This window comes from Campylobacter sp. W0014 (assembly GCF_020135975.1).
Classification (GTDB): Bacteria; Campylobacterota; Campylobacteria; order Campylobacterales; family Campylobacteraceae; genus Campylobacter_D.
The window spans coordinates 1-13,204 of record NZ_JACHTR010000002.1 but is presented as its reverse complement, the minus strand read 5'-3'; the positions used below and the strand labels follow the sequence as shown (position 1 = coordinate 13,204).

Genomic DNA, 13,204 nt, shown 5'->3' with positions numbered 1-13,204 from the left:
TTGCAGTAGTAAATTAAAATTGTGATTTTAATAAAAAAATATACTTTTTGTCAAATAATTTGCATATATTTGTTTATAATTATAAAAAAATATTTTTTAAAGATTAATTATGAAATGTGAACATTGTAGATTAAGTTATCAAAAATCCCAAATGATTCTTTATAAAGATAAATTTTTTTGTTGTAAAGGATGTGAGAGTGTTTGGAAAATCTTGCATGAAACGGGCTTGGATGAATTTTATGAAAGATTAGGAGATCGATCTTTAAAGCCTGTAAATTTAGAATTTTCAAATAAAAATTATGATGAATTTATTACTCAAACTAAGGAAGGTTTTAGTGAAATTTATCTTATGATTCATGGTATTGAATGCGCAGCTTGTGTATGGCTTAATGAAAAAATTTTAATCAAGCAGAAAGGAATTTTAGAGCTAGATATCAATCATTTAAGTCATAAAGCAAGAATAGTTTTTGATAAAGAAAGTATTTCTTTGGGTCAAATTTTAAATTTAATCGAAAGCATAGGCTATAAAGCAAGTGCGTATAATCCTGCTAAAAACTCGAAAAAAGCTGATTTAATGAAAAGGGATTTTTATTCTAAGCTTGTAGTGGGTATTGCTTGTGTGATGAATATCATGTGGATTGCCGTAGCAAAATATGCTGGTTTTTTTAGTGGTATGGATAGAGATACAAAGGATATTTTGAATTTTTTTGAATTCATTCTTTGCTCTCCTGTTCTTTTTTATACCGGATCTAATTTTTATAAAAGCGCTTTGAGATCTTTAAAACTTAAAAACCTTAATATGGATACTTTAGTCATTAGCGGCGCTACTTTGGCGTATAGTTATTCTTTATGGGCTATGTTTACAAGATCTTCCGAGGTTTATTTTGACTCAGTTGCGATGATCATTTGCTTTGTATTTATAGGAAAATATCTTGAAATGTTTAGTAAAAAACGCGCCCTAGATACTATAGATGGATTGAATGATTTTTTGCAAAATGAGGTTATGGTTTTTAATGGAAAAGATTTTAGTCTTAAAGAAGTCCAAAAAGTGTGTGTAGGGGATAGGATTTTACTTAAAAGCGGAGATAAAATTTTAATCGATGGAATTTGTAAAAAAGGTGAAGCAAGTATAGATACTTCATCTTTAAGCGGAGAAAATGAGCCTTGCTTGGTTAAACAAGGCGATATAGTTAATTCTGCTTGTATTGTTTTAGATGGAAGTATTGAATATGAGGCGAGTAAAATTTATAATGATTCTAAATTAAGTCAAATCATAAAACTTTTGGAATTTGCAAGTATGAAAAAAGCAAAACTTGAAAGCTTGGTTTCTCAAATTTCTTCTTATTTCTCTCGCGTGGTTTTAAGTTTTGCTTTGATATGCTTTTTAGTGTGGTTTTTTTATTATAAAGCTGGAATTGAAATTTCTTTAATCAATGCCATTTCAGTTTTAATCATAGCTTGTCCTTGTGCCTTAGCTTTAGCTACTCCAGTTAGTAATCTTGTAGCACTCGGTAGAGCACTAAAAAAAGCAATTTTATTTAAGAGTTCAAGTGTGGTTGAAGATCTTTCAAAATGCAATATGGTTGTGTTTGATAAAACAGGAGTTTTAACTAAGCCTAATTTAGAGGTGAGAGATTTTTTCTTGCACGAAAAGTTAAATATTGATGAAATTTATACCTTTGTTTCGCTTTCAAATCATCCGATTTCAAAAAGTGTTGCACAATTTTTGAGTCAAAATAAAAACGCTAAACGTTTAAATTTGGATTTTAAAGAAGTGAGTAATATACAAGCAAAAGGCATTAAGGCTGTAATAAGCGATAAAGTTTTTTTAGGTGGAAATTTGAAATTTTTACAAGAAAATAACATAGTTTTTGATAAAGAATTTAATAATTCTCATTTTATTTTTGCTAAAAATGATGAGGTTTTGGCTTATTTTGAATTTTCAAGTGTTCTAAGAGAAGGAGCTAAAGACTTGATTGCTTATCTTAAATCTATAAAAACTCAAGTGATGATTTTAAGCGGTGATAATTATAAAGCAGTTGAAAAAATTGCCAATGAGCTTGAAATTTCTGATTTTAAAGCTGCTTGTTTGCCTGAAGAAAAAATGCAAACTATAGAGCAATTAAGTCAAAATAAAAAAGTTTTGTTTGTGGGTGATGGGGTTAATGATGCTTTGGCATTAAAATACGCTGCTGTTTCTGTGAGTTTGCGTGAAGGGAGTGATTTGGCGATTGAAAATAGTGATATTTTGCTTTTAAAAAATGATTTAAATTCTTTAAAAAATGCTATGCAAATTTCAAAAAATACTTATAAAATTATCAAGCAAAATTTAGCTCTTTCTTTACTTTACAATGCCTGCACCATACCTTTAGCTTTTTTAGGACTTATCAATCCTTTAATTGCAGCAATTTCTATGTCTTTTAGTAGTATAATGGTGGTTTTAAATGCTTTAAGGATAAAAAATGAATAGTGTGATTACGATGATGATAACTGTTTCAATTCTTGGTTTTTGTGTGATTTTAACTATCTTACTTTGGGGGATAAAAACCAAACAATTTGATGATGATTATAAATTTGTTACTTTAAATGATGATGAAGAGTCTTTGCGTGATGCTATAGAACTTGAAAACCGCAAAAAAAAGGCTTTGAAAGATAAGAGAGATTAAGCTTTCATCGTAAATTAATGAAAGCTTTGAAATTATTTTAAAGTTTCGATGTATTTATCAACAGCTTCTAAATCAGCTTCGCTTAAGCTATTTAATTGAATTTTCATAATAGCACCTTGACCAAATTTGTTTCTTGTGCCTGCTTTATATTCTTTAAGTGCTTGCGCTCTTTCTTCAAAGCTTAGAGTTTTAAGAGCTGGAACTTTATTTAAATAAACTTTATCAGCTTTTGCACCATGGCATACTGCACATTTTTTAAATAGAGTTGCACCATCAGCAGCAAATGCTGAAACGCCGATACATGCTAATGCAGAGATTACTAACATTTTTTTCATTTGACACTTCTCCTTAATTTAATTTAATGTCAAAGCTATTATATATCTTATATTTTTATAATCTCCTTAATCATTATTAAAATAAATATAATTGATTATTTTTTGATAAATTTTTGTTTTAAAAGCTGATATTTTTTTAAAATATATTATAATATTTCTTATGAAAAAAGGATTGTTTTTAGATAGAGATGGTGTTATAAATATCGATAAAAAATATGTTTATAAAATCGAAGACTTTGAATTTTGCGAAGGCATTTTTGATTTGTGTCGTTATTTTTCAAAGAAAGATTATTTGCTTTTTATTGTCACAAATCAATCAGGCATCGCAAGAGGGTATTATAGCGAGGAAGATTTTTCCAAGCTTTGTGATTTTCTCTTGAAAGAATTTGAAAAGGAAAAAATTCATTTTTCTAAAATTTATCATTGTCCGCATTTGCAAGATTGTGATTGTAGAAAGCCTAAACCTGGTATGCTTTTAAAGGCTAAAAAAGAATTTGATATAGATATGGAAAATTCTGTATTTATAGGAGATAACTTAAGCGACATGCAAGCGGGTTTTAATGCAAATATCAAAACTTTGATTTTAGTTAGTCAAGAAAAAAAAGAAGGAAATTTTTTCAAGCAATTTGCAAATTTAAAAGAAGTTTTAAGCTTTTTTGAGAAAGGAAACAATAAATGAAAATAGCCATTACGGGTGGAGCAGGTTTTATAGGATCTGGACTTGCTTTAGAATTGCAAAAAGATCATGAAATTTTAATCATTGATAAAATGTCAAGCAATGAACTTTTAGATAATGGAAATTTAGAATGTTTTGGGCATTTTAAAAATTTGCTCGATTTTGATGGCGAGCTTTATGTTGGAGATATTAGAGATGAAAAGACCTTGCAAAAGATTAAAAACTTTAAGCCTGATGTGATTTTTCATAAAGCAGCTATTTCAGATACTACAGTTTATAATCAAAATAAAATTTTAACAACAAATTTAAATACTTTTAAAGATTTTATAGAATTAAGTATAGATATCAATGCAAAATTGATTTATGCAAGTTCTGCTTCAGTTTACGGCAATCAACCAAGTCCTCAAAAAGTTGGGGTTGAAGATCCTAAAAATCCCTATGCATTTTCAAAACTTATGATGGATAAAATTGCAAGAAAATACTACGATAAAGCCCATCTTGTTGGACTTAGATATTTTAATGTGTATGGAAAAGGTGAATTTTATAAAAACAAAACCGCATCTATGGTGGTGCAATTTGGCCATCAAATTTTAGCGGGTAAAAATCCTCGTTTGTTTGAAAAGAGTGACCAAATTTATAGAGATTTTGTGTATATTAAAGATGCGATTGATGCGAATTTAGTTGCGCTTGATTCTAAATGCGGAGTTTATAACGTAGGTAGTGGTATAGCAAGGACTTTTCAAGATATAGTTGATATTTTGCAAAAAGAACTGGGCACAAATTTACCTTGTGAATATATCCCAAATCCTTATGTTAAAGCTTATCAATTTCACACTCAAGCTGAACTTTCTAAAGATTGGGCTTATCAGCCAAAATTTAGTCTTGAAGCAGGAATTAAGGATTATTTAGATGAAATTAAACGACTTTTTGAAAAGGAAGTGAATGCTTGAATTTTTAAGTCAGCAAAGACCTAAAATTCTTATTATTGGGGATTTTATGGTGGATAATTACACTTGGTGTGATTGTTCGCGTATTAGTCCAGAAGCCCCTGTTTTAGTGGCAAAAACTTCAAAGCAAGATCAAAGGCTCGGTGGGGCTGCAAATGTTTATGCGAATTTAAAAAGCTTAGGAGCGGATGTTTTTGCATTGGGTGTTATAGGGGATGATAGAAATAGTGAGTTTTTAAAAGAGAATTTAAAAGGTGAGTTTTTGATCGAAACGGGGCGTAAAATTCCTTTTAAAAATCGTATTATGGCACATAATCAGCAAGTGTTAAGGCTTGATGAAGAAGATGTAAATGATATAGTTTTAGAAGAAGAGCTTATCGCTTTATTTTGCAAATATATTAAAGATTTTCAAGCAGTAATTTTAAGTGATTACGCTAAAGGAGTTTTAACCTCTAAGGTATGCAAAGCATTTATACAAAAGGCTAATGAATTAAACATTCCTATTTTAATCGATCCAAAAGGGAGTGATTTTAGCAAATATAGCGGTGCGACTTTACTTACTCCAAACAAAAAAGAAGCTTTAGAAGCCTTAAAATTTGAAAATTTAGATGGAGAGAATTTAGAAAAAGGCATTAAAAAATTAAAAGATGATTTTAATTTAAAATACTCCATGATCACTCTTTCAGAGGCGGGAATTGCTGTTTATGATCAAAAATTACACATTGCACCAGCTAAGGCTTTGGAAGTATATGATGTTACCGGAGCAGGGGATAGTGTGATCGCGGTTTTAGCTTTTTGTTTGGCAAATAAAGTGGATATTTTTAAAGCTTGTGAAATTGCCAATGAGGCAGCAGCGGTTGTTGTGAGTAAAGTAGGTAGTGTGAGTGTGAGTTTTGATGAGATAAAAAGCTTTAAAAGAAGTGATTTGGAGAAAAAAATTGTTAGTAAAAATGAGCTTATGAAAATTTTAAGTGATAAAAATAAAAAAGTCGTTTTTACTAATGGATGTTTTGATATAGTGCATTTTGGGCATATAAAGTATCTTCAAAAAGCGAAAAAGTTAGGTGATATGTTGATAGTAGGGCTAAATTCTGATGAGAGTGTGCGCCGCTTAAAGGGAAGTGAAAGACCTATAAATTCAGAGTTTCAAAGGGCTTGTATGTTGGCTGCTTTTTATTTTGTGGATTTTGTTGTGATCTTTAATGAAGATACGCCTTTAAAATTAATCGCGGATTTAAAGCCTGATATTCTGGTTAAGGGTGCTGATTATCAAGGTAAGGAAGTTGTAGGGGCTGATCTTGTTTCAAGGGTTGAATTGATCGAATTTGAAGAGGGTTTTAGCACGAGTAAAATTATAGAAAAAATTAGGAAACAAAATGATTAATCTTATAGAAAAAGAATGGCAAGAGCATCAAGAAGTATTAAAAGCGAGTGAAATTCTTAAAGGGCAAATTGCAAAAGCAGGTGAGTTAATATGTCAGTGCTTAAAAGAACATGGCAAAATTCTTATTTGTGGAAATGGTGGAAGTGCTGCAGATTCTCAGCATTTTGCTGCTGAACTTAGCGGTCGTTATAAAAAAGAACGCAAGGCTTTAGCGGGTATAGCTTTAACCACTGATACTTCAGCGCTTAGCGCTATAGGCAATGATTACGGATTTGAGTTTGTATTTTCAAGACAGCTTGAGGCTTTGGCAAGTGAAAAAGATATCTTAGTGGGAATATCAACGAGTGGAAATAGTCCTAATGTTTTAGAGGCTTTTAAAAAAGCAAAAGAGCTTAAAATGCTTTGCATAGGAATAAGTGGAAAAGGTGGAGGCAAGATGAATGAAATTTGCGATTACAACCTTGTTGTGCCAAGTTATGATACAGCAAGAATTCAAGAAATGCATATTTTAATCATCCATGCACTTTGTCAAATGGTCGATGAGGAGTTTTGATGAAAAAGATTTAAAACCAACTCAGGTTTTAAATCTTTCATGCATTTATGATGTTTTAAAGGGCAAGTTTTTTGCATACAAGGCATACAGTCTAGATTTAAATGCACTAATTTTGCATTAGGATTTTGCCAAGGCGAGGTTTGAGTAAATTTGGTAGGACCAAAGATAGCAATGGTTTTTATCTTATAAGCAGCTGCTATGTGCATAGGGCCACTATCGTTTGTGATAAAAAGATCGCAAAAAGCTATATTTTGGCATAAGGTTTGAATGCTTGTTTTATTGCAAAGATTTTTAGCTTTAATGTTTGACTTTTTTAAAAGCTTTTCGATTTCATCACAAAGAAATTGTTCACCATTACCGGCTCCAAAAATTAAAATTTCATGGCTTTTTGAAAATTCTTTTGCCACCTCGGCAAAATATTTAGCATCCCAACGCTTGGCACTTCCAAAAGTAGCTCCTGGATTGATCCCTAGAATTTTTTTACCATTTTTAAGTATCAATGGATGTGAAAATCTTGCTTTGATTGGGAGTTGCAGTTCTTTAGAATGAATTTTAAATTTAAAAGAGTTTTCTATAAAATAAAGGTATTTTAAAACTTGATGTTCTTCTTTAAAATTACGCTTGTTAAAAAAATATCTTTTTTTTACTCTTAATATATTTAAAATAATTTTAGAAGATAGGGCTGATCTCAAAGATATGGCAAAGTCTATTTTAAATTCTTTGCGTAGTTTTAAGGCTTGTTTATAGCGTTTTTTTCTATCCTCTATGATGATTTTAGAGCAGGAAAAATTTTTAAAAAGCTGGGTAGATGCAAAAGATCCATAAAGAATAAACTCAGCGTCTTTAAAATATTCTTTTATGCCGTATAAAGCCGCTGAAGCCATCACAGCATCGCCTAACCAAGTGGGAAGATGGATGAAAATTTTCATGAAAACCTTAAAATTTAGATAAAATTTTTTATAATTTTAACAAAAAATTAGGAAAATCATGCCAAAAATAAGTCTTATTATTCCTGTATATAATGCTCAAAAATTTCTTCCAAGAGCTTTGCAAAGCTCTATTGATCAGACTTTTAAAGATATAGAAATTATAATTATCGATGATAAAAGCGAAGATGAAAGCTTAAAAATAGCCTTAGAATTTGCAAAAAAAGATCAAAGAATAAAAATTTTTAAAAATGATAAGAATTTAGGTACTTTTGCAAGTAGAAATTTAGGAGTTTTAAAATCAAGTGCTGATTTTGTGATGTTTTTAGATGCAGATGATTTTTTGCCTTTAAGAGCTTGTGAAGTGGCTTTTTATAGCATTAAATCCGAGTTCGATTTACTTTGTTTTGATGCTTTTGTTCATAGAGTAAAAACTAAGCAATTTTATCGTTTTAAAAAGAATGAAATTTTTACTCAAGAACAATTTCTAGAGTTTTTAACCAATCAAAAGCATTATTGTTGGTCGGTTTGGGCAAAGGTTTTTAAAAAAGATCTAATCTTTAAAATTTTTGAAAAAATTGATATTTTTGAAAGACTTTGTTATGGAGAAGATGTACTTTTTTGCTATTTTTATTTTATGTTGTGTGAAAAAATAGCCGTTTTTAAAGAATGTCTTTATCATTATGAATTTAATGAAAAAGGTAGGTATGAAAATAAAAATAAAGAAATTTTATGGCAAAATTACCAAGATAAAAAGAAAAGCTTAGAGATCTTAAAAACAATCAAAAATGATTTTTGGGAATTTAATGAAAAGTTTTTTTTAAATTTGGAAAAAGAAATTAAAGGTTTAGAGGGAAGGTTGTAAATGGTAATTCTAACATATCTTTCTTGAAAATTATAAAATATTTTATGCCTTATTTATTTTTTAATAATTTTTAAAATTAATATTTTATTTATAAAATAATTGTTTTTATTTAATGTAAAAATAATAATTTTTAGTTTAAAATTAGCAGTTTTTTATTTAAATTATAGCGAGTATTGAAAATTTAAACATAAAAAAGTCATTAAAGGTTATAATTTATTTACAAAATTATTATCTTAATCTATTTAATTAATAATTATTTTTTAACTTTAAAATAATATCTTTTGGAGGAAAAAATGAAAACGATATTGGTAACTGGTGGAAGTGGTTTTGTTGGATCTAATTTATGCCAAAGACTCATTGAAAATGGTGATAAGGTTATATGCGTTGATAATAACTATACAGGAAAAATGAGCAATATAAAGAATTTATTAGAAAATCCAAATTTTAGCTTTATCGAACATGATATTTGTGATATTTTAGAAATTGGTGAAAAAATAGATCAAATTTACAATCTCGCCTGTCCAGCTTCTCCGCCAGCTTATCAAGGTAAATATGCTATAAAAACAACTAAAACTTGCGTGCTTGGGATTTTAAATATGCTTGAGCTTGCAAAAAAACATAATGCAACTATTTTACAAGGTTCAACTTCTGAAGTATATGGCGATCCGATCATGCATCCTCAAAGTGAAAGTTATAGAGGAAATGTAAATCCTATAGGCATTAGGGCTTGCTATGATGAGGGAAAAAGGTGTGCAGAAAGTTTGATGTTTGATTATCATAGACATGAAAATGTTGACATAAAAGTGATTAGAATTTTTAACACCTATGGGCCAAATATGGATCCTAATGATGGTAGGGTTGTGAGTAATTTTATTTGTCAAGCTTTAAGTGGCAAAGATATCACTGTTTACGGGGATGGTACTCAAACAAGATCGTTTTGTTATATTGATGATCTTATTGATATTATGATAAAAGTTATGAATAGCGATAAAGAATTTACCGGTCCGATTAATACTGGAAACCCAGGTGAATTTACCATCAAAGAACTTGCTCAAAAAGTTATAGAAAAAATAAATTCAAAATCACAAATTATTTATAAAGATTTACCTTTAGATGATCCAACGCAAAGGCGTCCTGATATTGCTCTAGCAAAAGATAAATTCCAATGGGAACCAAAAATAAAACTAGACGAGGGTTTAGATAAAACTATAGAATATTTTAAAACTTGCATTCATGAATTTAGGGGCTAATCAATGAATATATGTATTATTGGAACGGGTTATGTAGGACTTCCAAGCGGTGCTTGTTTTGCAGAGCTTGAAAATAATGTGATTTGTGTTGATATAGATGAGAAAAAAATCAATGAATTAAATAATGGAAAAATCACTCTTTATGAAGAAGGATTGGAAGAGATTTTTTTAAGAAATTTAGAAAATAAGAGATTAAAATTTACTACTTCTATTAAAGAGGGTTTGAAAAATGCTGATTTGATTCTTATTGCCGTTGGAACTCCTCCGCATCCATTAACAAAAGAAGCTGATTTAAAGTATATCTATGCTGCTGTAAGAGATATCGCAAAAAATTTAGATCATTACGCTGTAATAGCAACAAAATCAACAGTTCCAGTAGGTACAGGCGATGAGATAGAAAAAATTCTTTTGCAAGAAAATCCAAAAGCTCAATTTGATGTTATTTCTTTACCGGAATTTTTAAGAGAAGGTTTTGCGGTGTATGATTTTTTTAATCCTGATCGTATAGTAGTGGGATTAAATTCTTCAAAACCTAAAAAAGTTATAGAAGAATTATATGCTCCATTTAAAAATAAGAGTCAAATTTTATTTGTTAATAGAAGATCTTCTGAAACAATCAAGTATGCTTCTAATGCTTTTTTGGCAATCAAAATTCATTATATCAATGAAATGGCAGATTTTTGCGAAAAAACAGGAGCTGATATCTTAGAGGTTGCAAAAGGTATGGGGCTTGATAGTAGAATAGGAAATAGATTTTTAAATCCAGGCCCAGGATATGGTGGTTCTTGTTTTCCTAAAGATACTCAAGCCATGGCTTTTATGGGTAAGAAAAATGATGTTAATTTGAGTTTAATTGATTCTGCGATTAAAGGCAATGAAGAAAGAAAAGACAAAATCACTCAAAAAATCTTATCTTGCATCGATGATTTAAAAAATGATCAAGTTGCTATTTTAGGACTTGCTTTTAAAGATGGCACAGATGATTGTAGAGAATCTCCAGCTGTAGAAATTGTTTCTAAACTTTTAAAAGGGGGTGTTAAAATTCATGCTTATGATCCAAAGGCTATGGAATTAGCTAAAAGTATTTTAAAAGATCAAATAAAATATGCAAAAGATGCTTATGAAGCTATAAAAGATAGTAGCTTGCTTGTTATTTTAACAGAATGGAAAGAATTTAGGGAACTTGACTTAAATCAAATTTCTAGTTTGATGAAACATAAAAAAATTTTAGATTTTAGAAATTTATTGGATAAAGAAAAAGCTTTAGAAGTGGGATTTGTGTATAGCGGAGTTGGAAGATGAAAAATCTTTTAATTGTAGGCGGAGCTGGTTATATAGGATCTTGCACTGTTAAGCATTGTTTAGATCATGGTTATAATTGTATTGTTATTGATAATTTAATTTATGGTCATAAAGAAGCAGTGGATCAAAGAGCTAAATTTATCCATGCTGATTTATTGGATTTGTATTCTTTAAAACAAGTTTTTAAAGATGAAAAAATAGATGCCATAATCCATTTTGCAGCTTTTGCTTATGTGGGCGAAAGTGTTGTTGATCCTCAAAAATATTATAAAAATAATATCATTGGGACTTTAAATTTATTAAATGTTATGTTGGAGCATAATGTTAAAGATATAGTTTTTTCGAGCACTTGTGCAACCTATGGAGAGCCACAATACACCCCTATAGATGAAAATCATCCACAAAAACCTATCAATGCTTATGGCAGAACTAAACTTATGGTGGAACAGATTTTTAAAGATTATGAAATAGCTTATGGTTTAAGACATATTTCTTTAAGATATTTTAATGCAGCTGGAGCTATGGAAGATATAGGGGAAAGTCATGATCCTGAAACCCATCTTATCCCACTTGTTTTAAAAGCTATTAAAGGTGAAATAGAGTGCATTAATGTTTTTGGAACGGATTATGATACAGAAGATGGAACATGTATAAGAGATTATATACACATAGAAGATCTTGCTAGTGCTCATCGTTTGGCTTTAGAAAATTTAAGTCAATATAGTGGTTGTATCAATTTAGGAACAGGGGTGGGGACTAGTGTAAAAGAGATCATACAAGCAGCCGAGGAAGTTAGTGGCAAAAAATGTCCTGTAAAATATACTTCAAGAAGAGCAGGGGATCCTGCGAAATTATTTGCTGATAATAAAAAAGCGAAGGAAATTTTAGGCTGGGAAATAAAATATAAAGATATTAAAGATATTGTCAAAACAGCTTGGGAATGGGAAATAAATAGGAAATTTTAATGGAGAAAATAAAAAATTTAATCGTTGGCAGCGGCTTAAGTGGTGCAGTATTGGCAAGAAAGATAGTCGAGGAAAAAAAAGAAAAAGTTTTAATCATCGATAGAAGAAATCATATCGGTGGCAATGTGTATGATTATAAAGATGAAAAAAACAATATCACTATCCATAAATATGGTCCTCATGTTTTTCATACAAGCATAAAAGAAGTTTGGGATTTTTTAAGTCGCTTTACAAAGTGGCATTATTTTTTTTACAAAGTCAGAGCTTATATTGATGGAAAAGAGGTTAATATTCCTTTTAATTTGGACAGCTTATATAAGGTTTTTCCTAAAAAAATAGCTTTTAATTTAGAAGAAAAACTTTTAAAATGCTATGAATTTGATACAAAAACCACTATTTTAGAATTGCGAAATTCTAAAGATGAAGATCTAAAATTTCTAGCTGAATATATTTATAAAAAAGTTTTTTTAGGTTACACAAGTAAGCAATGGGGTGTTGATCCTGAACATATTGATGCGAGTGTGAGTGCTAGAGTGCCTATATACATTAGCAAAGATGATAGATATTTTCAAGACACTTATCAGGCTATACCTAAGGAAGGTTATACTAAGATGGTAGAGAATATTCTTGATCATCCTTTAATAGAGCTTAGATTAAATGTAGATTTTAAAGAGGCAAAAAAAGAGCTAGACTATGAAAATCTTTTTTATACAGGTGCTATTGATGAATTTTTTGATTATAAATTTGGAAAGTTGCCTTATAGAAGCTTAGATATCAAATTTGAAAAATACGATAAAGAATATATGCAATCATGTGCGCAAATGAACTATCCTAATAATTTTGATTTTACAAGAAGTGTTGAGTATAAATATTATCTTGATGAGAAATCAGAAAAAACAATACTTTCTTATGAGTATCCTTGTGAATTTGAAGAAGGAAAAAATGAAAGATATTATCCTATACCTAATGAAGAAAATCAAAAACTATATGAAAGATATTTACAAGAGGCAAATGAATTTAAAAATATATATTTTTTAGGAAGATTAGGGGATTATAAATACTATGATATGGATAAGACTGTGGATAGAATTTTAAAATTTGCAAAGGAGAATATATGAATATGGATAAAGTAGTAGGCATAGTTATTCCAATGTACAATATCCAAGATTATTTAAAAGAATGTTTAGACAGTGTTATCAATCAAACTTATAAAAACTTACAAGTTGTTTTAGTTAATGATGGAAGTACTGATGAAAATTCATTAAACATTGCCAAAGAATACACTTTAAAAGATGAAAGATTTATTTTATTTGATAAAAAAAATGGAGGAATTAA

The 13,204-nt window shown here is 29.5% G+C and carries 14 protein-coding genes; 12 read left to right on the top strand and 2 right to left on the bottom strand.

All coding sequences use genetic code 11. The features are described 5' to 3' along the window. Positions 1-109: 109 nt before the first annotated feature. Together H2277_RS00790 and H2277_RS00785 are read left to right on the top strand one after the other, a co-directional pair. Complete coding sequence (locus H2277_RS00790) at positions 110-2,470, top strand: heavy metal translocating P-type ATPase metal-binding domain-containing protein (RefSeq protein ID WP_337200510.1); 2,361 nt, start codon at positions 110-112, stop codon at positions 2,468-2,470. Further along, complete coding sequence (locus H2277_RS00785; protein WP_337200508.1) at positions 2,463-2,666, top strand: cbb3-type cytochrome oxidase assembly protein; 204 nt, start codon at positions 2,463-2,465, stop codon at positions 2,664-2,666. Before H2277_RS00790 ends, H2277_RS00785 begins: the two co-directional genes overlap by 8 nt. A gap of 32 nt (positions 2,667-2,698) precedes the next feature. On the opposite strand, the gene H2277_RS00780 is transcribed toward H2277_RS00785, so the two are convergent. Continuing rightward, positions 2,699-3,001, bottom strand: a complete 303-nt coding sequence (locus H2277_RS00780; RefSeq protein WP_337200507.1) for a c-type cytochrome — start codon at positions 2,999-3,001, stop codon at positions 2,699-2,701. A 160-nt stretch (positions 3,002-3,161) separates the two neighbouring features. On the opposite strand from H2277_RS00780, the gene H2277_RS00775 reads away from it, so the two are divergent. Genes H2277_RS00775 through gmhA form a run of 4 tightly spaced genes read left to right on the top strand, consistent with a single transcriptional unit; the run spans position 3,162 to position 6,561 of the window. Continuing rightward, positions 3,162-3,680 carry an HAD family hydrolase gene (locus H2277_RS00775; protein WP_337200506.1) on the top strand — a complete coding sequence of 173 codons (519 nt, stop codon included), beginning with the start codon at positions 3,162-3,164 and terminating at the stop codon, positions 3,678-3,680. After that, positions 3,677-4,627, top strand: coding sequence for an ADP-glyceromanno-heptose 6-epimerase (gene rfaD, locus H2277_RS00770; protein ID WP_337200505.1), 951 nt, complete (start codon positions 3,677-3,679; stop codon positions 4,625-4,627). Before H2277_RS00775 ends, rfaD begins: the two co-directional genes overlap by 4 nt. Next, positions 4,620-6,008: a D-glycero-beta-D-manno-heptose-7-phosphate kinase gene (rfaE1, locus tag H2277_RS00765; protein ID WP_337200504.1), complete on the top strand. Its 1,389-nt coding sequence runs from the start codon at positions 4,620-4,622 to the stop codon at positions 6,006-6,008. Before rfaD ends, rfaE1 begins: the two co-directional genes overlap by 8 nt. Next, positions 6,001-6,561: a D-sedoheptulose 7-phosphate isomerase gene (gene gmhA / locus H2277_RS00760; protein ID WP_337200503.1), complete on the top strand. Its 561-nt coding sequence runs from the start codon at positions 6,001-6,003 to the stop codon at positions 6,559-6,561. The genes rfaE1 and gmhA overlap by 8 nt, the downstream gene beginning before the upstream one ends. Here gmhA and waaF read toward each other — a convergent pair. Further along, positions 6,537-7,490 (bottom strand): lipopolysaccharide heptosyltransferase II, encoded by a 954-nt coding sequence (gene waaF / locus H2277_RS00755; RefSeq protein WP_337200502.1) that lies wholly within the window; start codon positions 7,488-7,490, stop codon positions 6,537-6,539. The two genes, gmhA and waaF, sit on opposite strands and share 25 nt — an antisense overlap. 58 nt (positions 7,491-7,548) lie before the next feature. Here waaF and H2277_RS00750 point away from each other — a divergent pair, with 58 nt between their 5' ends. The 6 genes from H2277_RS00750 to H2277_RS00725 all read left to right on the top strand — a co-directional run. Beyond that, positions 7,549-8,352 carry a glycosyltransferase family 2 protein gene (locus H2277_RS00750; protein ID WP_337200501.1) on the top strand — a complete coding sequence of 268 codons (804 nt, stop codon included), beginning with the start codon at positions 7,549-7,551 and terminating at the stop codon, positions 8,350-8,352. A 293-nt stretch (positions 8,353-8,645) separates the two neighbouring features. Beyond that, positions 8,646-9,602, top strand: coding sequence for a UDP-glucuronic acid decarboxylase family protein (locus H2277_RS00745; RefSeq protein ID WP_337200500.1), 957 nt, complete (start codon positions 8,646-8,648; stop codon positions 9,600-9,602). Positions 9,603-9,605: 3 nt separating this feature from the next. After that, complete coding sequence (locus tag H2277_RS00740; protein ID WP_337200499.1) at positions 9,606-10,904, top strand: UDP-glucose/GDP-mannose dehydrogenase family protein; 1,299 nt, start codon at positions 9,606-9,608, stop codon at positions 10,902-10,904. Further along, the gene (gene galE / locus H2277_RS00735) at positions 10,901-11,869 is read left to right on the top strand and encodes a UDP-glucose 4-epimerase GalE (RefSeq protein WP_337200498.1); all 969 of its coding nucleotides are present in this window, start codon (positions 10,901-10,903) and stop codon (positions 11,867-11,869) included. Before H2277_RS00740 ends, galE begins: the two co-directional genes overlap by 4 nt. Continuing rightward, positions 11,869-12,987: a UDP-galactopyranose mutase gene (gene glf, locus H2277_RS00730; protein WP_337200497.1), complete on the top strand. Its 1,119-nt coding sequence runs from the start codon at positions 11,869-11,871 to the stop codon at positions 12,985-12,987. The genes galE and glf overlap by 1 nt, the downstream gene beginning before the upstream one ends. Positions 12,988-12,989: 2 nt before the next feature. Continuing rightward, positions 12,990-13,204: glycosyltransferase family A protein (locus tag H2277_RS00725; protein WP_337200605.1), on the top strand; the 215-nt coding region annotated here is incomplete at its 3' end.

Bases quoted from the DNA above. Each gene is read 5' to 3' on its own strand.
- H2277_RS00750 (WP_337200501.1), top strand. From the start codon at position 7,549: ATGCCAAAAATAAGTCTTATTATTCCTGTATATAATGCTCAAAAATTT.
- gmhA (WP_337200503.1), top strand. From the start codon at position 6,001: ATGATTAATCTTATAGAAAAAGAATGGCAAGAGCATCAAGAAGTATTA.
- H2277_RS00785 (WP_337200508.1), top strand. From the start codon at position 2,463: ATGAATAGTGTGATTACGATGATGATAACTGTTTCAATTCTTGGTTTT.
- waaF (WP_337200502.1), bottom strand. From the start codon at position 7,490: ATGAAAATTTTCATCCATCTTCCCACTTGGTTAGGCGATGCTGTGATG.
- rfaD (WP_337200505.1), top strand. From the start codon at position 3,677: ATGAAAATAGCCATTACGGGTGGAGCAGGTTTTATAGGATCTGGACTT.
- H2277_RS00790 (WP_337200510.1), top strand. From the start codon at position 110: ATGAAATGTGAACATTGTAGATTAAGTTATCAAAAATCCCAAATGATT.
- rfaE1 (WP_337200504.1), top strand. From the start codon at position 4,620: ATGCTTGAATTTTTAAGTCAGCAAAGACCTAAAATTCTTATTATTGGG.
- galE (WP_337200498.1), top strand. From the start codon at position 10,901: ATGAAAAATCTTTTAATTGTAGGCGGAGCTGGTTATATAGGATCTTGC.
- H2277_RS00775 (WP_337200506.1), top strand. From the start codon at position 3,162: ATGAAAAAAGGATTGTTTTTAGATAGAGATGGTGTTATAAATATCGAT.
- H2277_RS00740 (WP_337200499.1), top strand. From the start codon at position 9,606: ATGAATATATGTATTATTGGAACGGGTTATGTAGGACTTCCAAGCGGT.
- H2277_RS00745 (WP_337200500.1), top strand. From the start codon at position 8,646: ATGAAAACGATATTGGTAACTGGTGGAAGTGGTTTTGTTGGATCTAAT.
- glf (WP_337200497.1), top strand. From the start codon at position 11,869: ATGGAGAAAATAAAAAATTTAATCGTTGGCAGCGGCTTAAGTGGTGCA.
- H2277_RS00780 (WP_337200507.1), bottom strand. From the start codon at position 3,001: ATGAAAAAAATGTTAGTAATCTCTGCATTAGCATGTATCGGCGTTTCA.